Here is a 10167-nt window from a genome sequence, read left to right as displayed (position 1 = left end):
TGTCCAAACAGTCCATCCTCTGGCACCGCTCTCACTCCAAGAACGCTCAATTCTCGGACACTGACGTTGCTAAGGTCAGACCCATATGCAAAGCTTGCGCATACGGGGAGTTACGGCAGACCGCGACGGACCACAATGGCACGTACGGTCCGCAGCGTGTGTCCAAAGACATCATCTTCGATGAGTCCTGTGTCTTCGATAAGTATATCGATAACTCTCCATCTGATGCCAAGTTTGCAGCACTTCTACAAAAACCACATCGGCTAGTTCTTCGCCAAGGTCTTTGTTTTTATCAGATTCTTTTTCTGATTGTTCTCCGTATCGGCGTGCAATAATTCGTGCAACTTCACCTACTTCTTCTGTAAGTTGTGCCATATTGGTTAGCTCGTTAAAATAGCGAACTCCATGGTTTTTTATCCAGTTGTCGACTTCTTGTTGGGAGTTTTTTAGGTTCATGTTATATTTTTTTAAGTACTATTTTTTCGTTTTCAATTTTAATTTTTTCGGCAAAGAAAGCTTTCAATTCTGGATAATATTCTGCTGCAAAAATAGAGGTGTTTATTTCGAATGTTAACGATACTTGAATTTTAGAAGCGTCATCATTAGACACTAAATATTTAATGCCTCCATTATTGTTGGACAATGACATAGAGACAGATTTGGGCAACGACTCAACCACATAACCTTCTGGTATAGTAATATTTAACAAATATCGTTCTTGATCTGGATAAACAAAATCTATTGGATATTCTCTCGTTTCCGACTTAAAAGGGTTTTCTTTTTGAGCAAAAAACAGCATTGGTGAAAAGTACATTTTGTCACCTATTTTCTCTATAGAATTATTGGTTTTAAAGGTAAATGTTTCTGAAACAGGCAAGTCTAACTGTGTTTTATTATCAATTACTAATTCGCTAATTTCAATATTATTGAATTTTTTTTCTAGTTTTTCAATATACGTTTGGTTAGAAAGTTCAACGTTTCTATCTCTAAAAACAAATCCATCATAATCAAAATAGATTCTTTTAGCTCTTCCTGCAATTTCGGCATCATTATTTATTGCTCCTATAAAATTTGTAACTTCTTTTGAGATTTTTTTGGGCATTAAATCTATTTCGGTAGAGCTACCATCTTTTCGTATCATTCTTCCTATCCAATTTAAGTCTCTAATGGGTAAAATATTTTGAGCAGCATATTTATTGGTTGCATCCAAAAGTATGATTTCATTATCTACATCGACACCTGCAATTACATAATCAAAAGCGGTTCTTGATGGAAAAAAGGATATACCGTTAGATCTTGTGCTTAACAAAATAGGATTGGCATCAATATTAGCATATTTAAGCATTGCAACAAGCATAAGATTTATTTCACCAACATTTCCAGTTTTATTTTGGTACGCTTTTTTAACTCCGTCACTGCAATAGTAACCATAGTTTCCGTTCCAGTTCATTCTAGATTTTACATAATTAAATATTATTTCAATCTTTTCATTTTTAACGGTTAGTCCTTCTAAAAGTAATTTTAAATCATTCTCGAAGTAGTTATCTTTATTTAATTCTGACCCAAAATCTTCATCTTTATAAATTTCTTTTACAACAGTTTCCCAATTGTTAGCATAACTTTGATAATTGCTATTAGGGAATTTTGTACCCGACAATTCATGAATTATTGAGGATGTATAATTTTCTATATTATTAACAAACGATTCATCTTTAAGTGCTGGTGCATCAACAACTTTATAGGTTTTACAAACGTCAATATATTCAATCCTGTCTGATGAAAACATGGTGCCTTGTGAACCTCGTTCTTTAGAGTCAATAACAATTCTGTTAGCTTTATTTTCTTCTTTTATTGAAGGAGATAAAAAACCTTTTAGATTAGCATTATAAGTGAAATACTCGGGTATTATTGTTGCATATTCAGAGTAGTTTACGGGTATATTTTTTTGGAAATTCCATTTTGGAAAATTTGTATAAAACGGCGATGTGATTTCTACGCGATATTCTATTATTGAACCTTCTTTTACATCTGGAAATGTTATCTTTTTTACAGACCAATTTTCATTTTTTTTGTCTGTAAATTCACCATCGCTTTTTATCTTTGATTTTTCAATTTTACCGTTTACTAGGTTATAGGTATTGACTTTTGAAAAAAGTATTTTTTCGGTTGTGCTTCCGTTTTTATAGAAACTATAACCCACATTTCCAAAATCGTATCCTTCTTTTTTATAAATTTTGATTTTAGTATCTATTTGAGTTACTAGTTTAAAACCGTCATTTTGAGAGTACAGAAATTTAGTTTCACCTATTTGATAAATTACAGCTGCAACCGCAGAAGAGTCTTTGGGATGAAATTTTTCATTTAACTCTTCAATTGTTACATTTCCTAATTCTCTTTTTTGAGAAATAGATTTATTAGTTCCTAGTAAAACCAGCAAAAAAAACAACCCATATTTTTTCATCTTTTTAATTTTTTGTAATTATTATTTTTTCGTTTTGTTTTTCAATTAATTGTTTAAAAAAGGCTTTTAAAATTTCATAATATTCTGATCCAACTATTGCTTTATTGATATCAAAAGTTACCGATACTTGTATTTTACTACCTGTATTAGATATTAAATATTTAAAACTACCTATGTTTTCTACAATAGCAATATTTAGTGGTGCAGGCATTGATTCTACAACATAACCATCGGGCAAATCTATTATTATATTGTATTTTCTTGATGTTGGGTAACTAAAGTCAATAGGATATTCTCTAACTTCTTGTTTAAAAGGGTTTTCGGTTAAGGCAAGAAATACCAATGGTGAAAAATAGATTTTATTAGCAATTATTTCTGAATGTTTAGTATCTATAAAAGAAAAAGATTCCCCAATTGACTTGCTCAACTCTTCTTGATTTTCTCTTGCATAATCAGTTATGTCAATATTTTTTTGTGTTTCTACTTCTTCCAAATACATTTCTTCTTTTAGCAAATTATATTTATTTCTAAATGACAATCCAAGATAATCAGAATATTGTTTTTTTATTTTTCCGGTTATAGTTCCGTCCGATTTTAATTGGTAACTAACGTTTGCTAATTCACGTGAGGATAAACTTGGCATAAGATTGACATCCATAGACGTTCCGTCGTTTCTTATCATTCTTCCTTTCCAATTTAAATCCCTATCTGGTAAAACATTTGGCATTGCATATTGATTGGTTGCGTCAAGTAAAACCAATCCGTCTGGCAATTCGATTGCGCAAATGACATAATTGAAAGCTGCAATTGATGGGAAATAAGCAATTCCATTAGACCTTGTAGAAACTAAAACTGGATTTGCTGTTAAGCCAGCATAACGAAGCATTGAAGTTAAAATCAAATTTACTTCTGCAACATTTCCTACATTGTCTAAGTAGGCTTTTTTAACTCCGTTATTACAATATATTCCATAATTTTTATTCCATTTTACTTTAGATTTCACTAAATTAAAAATAGCAGCAATCTTTTCATTGGGCGATGTTAAACCTGATATAACAACGTTTACATCATTATCAAAATAACCTGTTTTATTCAATTCTAAACTAAAATCACCTTCGTCAAAAATAGTTTTAGTTACTGACTCCCAATTAGTAGAATATGTTTTTAATGGTTTATTTGGATAAGCAACATAATTTAACTCATGAGAAACGCAAGACATATAATTATTTATATTATTTACATAAGATTCCTCTTTCATTGCAGGAAGATCTTGAACTATATAGTTAGTTTTTAGTTCTTCATATTCAAAATCATCTTCTACATAATTACTTCTTTGTCCAACTACCATTCCGCGATCATCATTTCGCTGCATACCAGTTAAATGCACTTTTTTCATCTTTTTTTCAGAAATTATTTTAGGAAAAATAAATCCTTTTTGATTTGATTTATACACATAAAATTCTGGAATCCGAGTTGTAAGCTCAGCGTAGTTAACTGGTATTAAAGATTGAAAATACCATTCTCTTAGCCCTTGAAATCTTTTTGATCTTATGGTGTACTGAAACTCAATTATCGAACCTACTTTAACATTGGGCATGGTGATTTTCTTGTTACTCCAATATTTGTTTATATTTTCATCAAACTCACTTTCTTTCTTCAATTTTGTTTTTTCAATTTTTCCATTAACCAAATTGTACGTTAACGCATCATCAATAGAAACACTTTCTTTGGTAGTTCCACCGATATAATATTCAATTTCATTGTTAGCAAAATCGTATCCTTCTTTCTTGTAAACTTTGATTTTAGTTTTAACAACAGTTATCATTGTAAATCCCTCTTCGTCGGTAAAAGCATAACTTACATCACCTTTTTTAAAAATTACAGCTGCAACTGCAGAAGAATCTTTGGGATGAAATTTTTCATTTAACTCTTCAATTGTTACATTTCCTAATTCTCTTTTTTGAGAAATAGATTTATTAATTCCTAGTAAAACTAGTAAAAAAAACAACCCATATTTTTTCATTTTCATATTTTAGTTATGACTATTTTCGAATTGTCTGCTCTTGCAATTTGTTCTCTAAATTTTCTGTAATTTTCATATTCAACTTTATCATAAATGCCCTTGCTAATTAGTAATGATCGTTTGTATAACAATTTATTCGAACTAATTACTACTACTTCCATTTTATAAACTCCAAATTTATCTTTGATTTCTGTTACATCTGGTTTTGCATCTAATTTAAATCCTTCTGGAAGCAGCACTTCTATTTCATCTTCATCATAAAATCCTCTTGAAATTTCCATCGGATTTTTTCTATTGCGATACCTTTGCGGAATTGTGTTGCTTTGATTAAAAACATTTATAGGAATCATCATTACACTACCATTGTTACTACCATAACTAGAAGCACTTATTTGTAATTCTTCTGTAAATTCAATGTTATCTTTATCATTATGGAATTTAATCTTGTCCATTTTTAGGTTATTAATCCAATTAAAATGAGCTTTGTAATAGTCATCTATGTCATCTTTAGATTTTTTTTCAATACCAAAAGCATTATCATACTGAATACCTTTAGATTTTATTAGTAAATTACCTTTAATATTTCCGTCTAGATCAATCGCATAATTCCCTTTAGAGATTTGTGTACTTGCTTTTTCTAGGTATTCGTTAGTTTTAATAATTTCGCCTCCTGTTGGTTTTATCATTAATGCAAACCTATCGTCGGTAAAGTCACCTTGAAATCCGAACGGAACTGACTGATTTGTACATTCTAAAAAAATGTACTTGCCTTTATTTGGCAATGTTAATATAACATGATTTCCTTGCATGGCAACAAAATCGTTTTGAAAATCTCGTTTATTTGTATCGCCATAAATTTCTGTGTAGAATGATTCTACTCCAACACTTTTCAATAATACTCTGGTATAATTTGAAAGTGCTTTACAGTCACCATAACCCAATCTATCTACATCTTTTGCCAACATTGGCTTCCATCCACCAATTCCTAATTGAATACTTACATACCTAGTTTTATCTTGAACATATTGGTATATAATTTTGGCTTTTTTTATATCATCAGACTCATTACCAACGAGTTCTTTTGCTTTTTTTTGAGTTTCTTCCGATAGTTCTTCTGTACTACTCAACAGACTATTATACATCCATAAACCAAAATCTTCCCAAGTTTTAGAAGTACCTTCAACACCTTCTAATCTAAATTTTTCTAAAGCAAACTTTACCGATGGAAGAATTTTATTGGGTGATGGTGATAACTCTTCTGGCTTTTCTGCAACTAAATTTTCTACTGAAAACGATATGGAATTGGGCAATTCTTTTTTCTTAATATCTCTTGCTTCAAAATTTAATTCTTTGTATTTAAACCCAAGATCGGATGGAAAATGAATTGTAAATTCAGATTTTTGTACACTTTCAAAATAATCATCAATTGGACTCCATGAAGGTATAAAAGCAGTATTTGATCCTTTCAATTCACTCTCATAAACAACCGTAAATGGATATTCAATAGGCGTATAGTCTAAGTAAAGATAACGTCCGTCTGTTAAAATAGAAAAACCATCAGCAACGCTTTGATCGCTAAAATCACTTCTCCTAAATTTCTTAATTTCTTTACCAAATGAGTTGTAAACTGTTGCCTGAATTGAAATTATTTTCTCTGAATCACTATAATACTCGCGTGCATCTACATTACTTAATCCTTTAGAATTTAAAACTGTAATTGTCTTGCTTGTTTTAATAGACAAAGTCTTCTGAGAATTGATCTCTATATCAACCAATTGATTTCTAATAATACTGTTGGCGTTTTCTTTAAGGTTTTCTGGAATTAACAACAAAGAATAATCCTTGTTTTGAGCATTAATTAAGCCAATAAATAGTAATAAAATAGGTGTAAAAATCTTATATTTCATCATGATAGTCTTTGTTCAAAAATAAGATTTTTTTTAATAAAATTGACAATTACACTTTATTTTTACTGTCAATAATTATAGTAACTGGTCCGTCATTGACAAGTGCTACTTTCATATCGGCACCGAATTGTCCTGTCGCAACTTTCTTACCCATTTCCAATTCCAATTGAGAAACAAAACACTCATATAATGGCATGGAAATTTCTGGTTTTGAAGCCTTTATATAAGACGGTCGGTTGCCTTTCTTGGTCAATGCATGAAGCGTAAATTGACTAACAACAATTGCATCTCCACCAATATCTTTTACAGACAGATTCATAACCTCATTTTCATCAGCAAAAATACGAAGATTTGCAATTTTAGATGTTAACCAAATGATATCTTCTTGATTATCTTCATCTTCAATTCCGATTAGAATTAAAAGACCTTTTTGAATTTCGGCTACAATTTTATTGTCAATTACTACAGATGAATGAGAAACTCTTTGGATTACAGCTTTCATTTGATTTAGATTGTGTTATTCTTTATGAGATTCTTCCTTCGTCAGAATGACAAAATACGTGAGATTTCTTCGGAATGACAAATTTATAAATTTGAAATTGATTTTTGTCCTTCGACAAGCTCAAGATGACAGTTAAGTTTGCAATTGATTTTTAAAATTACTTATTCCTTGTTTCATCGCTTGCAATTCTGTCTTCATTGTAAATATCTTGTCGGTAATTTTCATCATCACCTTCAAGAATTTTTAAATAACTATTGTAGCGCGTCCAAGAAATTTTATCTTCTTCTAATGCTTGCTTTATAGCACATTTAGGTTCTTCTTTATGCAAACAATTGTTGAATTTGCATTGGTCTTTCAGCTTAAAAAACTCTGGAAAATAGCCGCTGATTTCTTCTTTTTCCATGTCAACAATTCCGAAACCTTTTATTCCAGGTGTATCGATAATTTTTGCTCCAAAAGATAAATCATACATTTCTGCAAAAGTTGTAGTGTGCTGACCTTGCATGCTTTGCTCAGAAATTGTTTTTGTTTTTAAATCTAAACTTGGTTCCATTGCATTAACCAAAGTTGATTTTCCTACACCAGAATGACCCGAAAACATAGTAGTTTTTCCTATCATCAATTCTTTTAACTCTTCAATTCCTTTTCCTTCTGTTGATGAAACTCGCAAACATTTGTATCCAATTTCTTGATAAACGTGTTGCATATACAATTGTTCATCAAGTGTAACTTCATCTAAGGTATCGATTTTATTAAAAACCAAAATTGTTTCAATTCCATAAGCTTCAGCTGTAACCAAAAATCTATCAATAAAATTGAATGTTGTTGGCGGATTATTTACCGTAATTAAAAGGAAAACAAAATCTAAATTGGATGCAATAATGTGCATTTGATGCGAAAGATTTACCGATTTTCTAACAATGTAATTTTTTCTTTCGTGAATATTTGTGATTGTTCCAGTAACAACATCGGAATTTTCATCTAAATCATAATCTACAACATCCCCAACCGCAATAGGATTGGTGCTTTTTATTCCTTTGATGCGGAATTTACCTTTGATACGACATTCCATAAAATCACCTTCCATAGATTTTACGGTGTACCAACTTCCTGTAGATTTATATACGATTCCTGTCATTTATATTTATTATGAATTTTGAATTATAAATTTTAAATGTCAAAATTACGTTAATTCAACATTTAAAATTTATAATTCAACATTTAAAATAGTTATGAATTAATAATTCTCTCTTGATGACTGATACTTTCTTGGTGAATTGCCTTAAATAACTTAAGAATAAATTCTTCGCTCAAGCCTTTTTCTTCTCCGTCAAGAATCATTTTACCCAGAATTTCATTCCATCTTTTATTTTGTAAAACCGCTACATTTTTGGCTTTCTTCAAAGCACCTATTTGTTCTGCGACTTTCATTCTGTTACCTAAAAGTTCTAGCAATTTAGCATCGGCAATATCAATATTAGCACGAAGTTTTATCATTTCGGTATTAAAATCTTCTTCGTTAGACGATGTTTTTTTGACTTTTAGATCTTCAAAAATTTGTTTTAAAACTGTTGGCGTAACTTGTTGTGCCGCATCGCTCCAAGCATTATCTGGATCGGTATGTGTTTCAATAATTAGTCCATCATAGTTCAAATCTAAAGCTTGTTGCGACACTTCTTGAATCATATCTCTACGACCAGTAATGTGCGACGGATCACAAATTAATGGCAAATCTGGAAACTTACTTTGCAATTCAATAGCAATTTGCCATTCTGGAATGTTTCTGTATTTAGTTTTTTCATACGTCGAAAATCCTCTGTGAATAACTCCAAGTTTCTTGATTCCGGCATTGTACAAACGCTCAACGCCGCCAATCCACAAAGCCAAATCTGGATTTACCGGATTTTTTACCAACACAATTTTGTCGGTATTTTGCAAAGCATCGGCAATTTCTTGAACTGCAAATGGGTTTACAGTTGTTCGTGCGCCAATCCACAACACATCAATATCGTGTTCCAAAGCTAATTTTACGTGCGCCGCATTGGCAACTTCGGTCGCCATTAGCAAACCAGTTTCGGCTTTGGCTTTTTGCAACCATTTTAATCCAATGGCACCAACGCCTTCAAATCCTCCAGGACGCGTTCTTGGTTTCCAAATTCCAGCTCTAAAAATTGACACGTCAGAATTCTTCAATTCGTGAGCAATTTTCAATACTTGTTCTTCTGTTTCTGCACTACAAGGTCCAGCAATTACTAGCGGATGCGTTAAATTGAAATCATTTAACCACGTTCTCATTTCTTTTTTGTTTTCCATTTTTATTGGCTTTAGGCTTTAGGCAATAAGCTTTAAGCAGTAATCGCAATTTTGCTTGCTTACTGCTTAAAGCCTACTGCTTATAGCTATTTTAATATCTCTTTAATTCTATTAGTATTCTGCATTTCGTTATAAACTTCTTCGTAATTATCGTTTTCTAATAATTCTTTAAAGTGCGTTAAATTCTGAATGTATTCTTCTAACGATTTTACTACTTGTTTTTTATTTTGTTTAAAAATTGGTGTCCACATGGCTGGCGAACTTTTGGCTAAACGAACCGTACTTTCAAATCCCGAACCTGCCATATCAAAAATATCTTGCTCGTCTTTTTCTTTCTCAATTACTGTTTTTCCTAGCATGAACGAACTTATGTGCGATAAATGAGAAACATAAGCAATGTGTTTATCATGCGATTTTGGATCCATATAACGAATTCGCATGCCGAGTTTTTTAAACAAATCCATTGCCGTTTCTTGCAATTTGAACGTTGTTTTTTCAACTTCACAAATGATGTTTGTTTTTCCTTCAAACAATCCTTTTATTGCAGCTTTCGGTCCAGAAAATTCTGTTCCTGCAATTGGATGACACGCTAAAAAATTCCTTCTTTTCGGATGATTTGCAATCGCTTCACAAATTGGATTTTTAGTTGAACCTACATCAAAAACCAAAGTTTGTTCTCCAATTTTATCCAAAATATTTGGCAAAATTAATAATCCAACATCAACTGGAACAGAAACAATTACCAAATCTGCGTTAATTAAATCATTTTCGGATGCTTTTTCGTCTATTAATCCAAGTTGAATTGATTCGTCCAGATGTTTTTCGTTGGCGTCAATTCCGAAAATTATTGCATCATCATAAATTGATTTTATGTCTAATGCCATCGATCCGCCGATTAATCCGATTCCTATTATAACTATTTTCATGTCTTCAAATTATACCTAACTGGTTCTGAAAACCT

8 protein-coding genes are annotated in these 10167 nt (G+C 31.3%); all 8 read right to left on the bottom strand.

Translation table 11 applies throughout. From position 1 onward, the window contains the following. Nucleotides 1–171: 171 nt before the first annotated feature. Complete coding sequence (locus ACH2CG_RS13305; protein ID WP_395065990.1) at nt 172–456, bottom strand: MazG nucleotide pyrophosphohydrolase domain-containing protein; 285 nt, start codon at nt 454–456, stop codon at nt 172–174. Between the two features lies 1 nt (nt 457). After that, a complete protein-coding gene (locus ACH2CG_RS13300; protein ID WP_395065988.1) occupies nt 458–2461 on the bottom strand; it encodes a DUF3857 domain-containing protein in 2004 nt (667 codons plus the stop codon). A 4-nt stretch (nt 2462–2465) separates the two neighbouring features. After that, nucleotides 2466–4484: a DUF3857 domain-containing protein gene (locus ACH2CG_RS13295; protein WP_395065986.1), complete on the bottom strand. Its 2019-nt coding sequence runs from the start codon at nt 4482–4484 to the stop codon at nt 2466–2468. A 2-nt stretch (nt 4485–4486) separates the two neighbouring features. Continuing rightward, on the bottom strand, nt 4487–6394 hold the full coding sequence (locus ACH2CG_RS13290) for a DUF3857 domain-containing protein (protein WP_395065984.1): 1908 nt from the start codon (nt 6392–6394) through the stop codon (nt 4487–4489). 46 nt (nt 6395–6440) lie between these two features. Further along, a complete protein-coding gene (dtd, locus tag ACH2CG_RS13285; protein ID WP_395065982.1) occupies nt 6441–6893 on the bottom strand; it encodes a D-aminoacyl-tRNA deacylase in 453 nt (150 codons plus the stop codon). A 157-nt stretch (nt 6894–7050) separates the two neighbouring features. Then, nucleotides 7051–8031 carry a ribosome small subunit-dependent GTPase A gene (rsgA, locus tag ACH2CG_RS13280; protein WP_395065980.1) on the bottom strand — a complete coding sequence of 327 codons (981 nt, stop codon included), beginning with the start codon at nt 8029–8031 and terminating at the stop codon, nt 7051–7053. A gap of 92 nt (nt 8032–8123) precedes the next feature. After that, complete coding sequence (locus ACH2CG_RS13275; protein WP_395065978.1) at nt 8124–9206, bottom strand: chorismate mutase; 1083 nt, start codon at nt 9204–9206, stop codon at nt 8124–8126. An 86-nt stretch (nt 9207–9292) separates the two neighbouring features. Beyond that, nucleotides 9293–10132: a prephenate dehydrogenase gene (locus ACH2CG_RS13270; RefSeq protein ID WP_395065976.1), complete on the bottom strand. Its 840-nt coding sequence runs from the start codon at nt 10130–10132 to the stop codon at nt 9293–9295. Nucleotides 10133–10167: the final 35 nt, after the last annotated feature.

Source organism: Flavobacterium sp., assembly GCF_043778725.1.
Classification (GTDB): Bacteria; Bacteroidota; Bacteroidia; order Flavobacteriales; family Flavobacteriaceae; genus Flavobacterium.
This window is presented reverse-complemented; position numbering and strand designations above follow the sequence as displayed.

Bases quoted from the DNA above. Each gene is read 5' to 3' on its own strand.
- ACH2CG_RS13295 (WP_395065986.1), bottom strand. From the start codon at position 4,484: ATGAAAAAATATGGGTTGTTTTTTTTACTAGTTTTACTAGGAATTAAT.
- ACH2CG_RS13275 (WP_395065978.1), bottom strand. From the start codon at position 9,206: ATGGAAAACAAAAAAGAAATGAGAACGTGGTTAAATGATTTCAATTTA.
- ACH2CG_RS13305 (WP_395065990.1), bottom strand. From the start codon at position 456: ATGAACCTAAAAAACTCCCAACAAGAAGTCGACAACTGGATAAAAAAC.
- dtd (WP_395065982.1), bottom strand. From the start codon at position 6,893: ATGAAAGCTGTAATCCAAAGAGTTTCTCATTCATCTGTAGTAATTGAC.
- ACH2CG_RS13300 (WP_395065988.1), bottom strand. From the start codon at position 2,461: ATGAAAAAATATGGGTTGTTTTTTTTGCTGGTTTTACTAGGAACTAAT.
- ACH2CG_RS13290 (WP_395065984.1), bottom strand. From the start codon at position 6,394: ATGATGAAATATAAGATTTTTACACCTATTTTATTACTATTTATTGGC.
- ACH2CG_RS13270 (WP_395065976.1), bottom strand. From the start codon at position 10,132: ATGAAAATAGTTATAATAGGAATCGGATTAATCGGCGGATCGATGGCA.
- rsgA (WP_395065980.1), bottom strand. From the start codon at position 8,031: ATGACAGGAATCGTATATAAATCTACAGGAAGTTGGTACACCGTAAAA.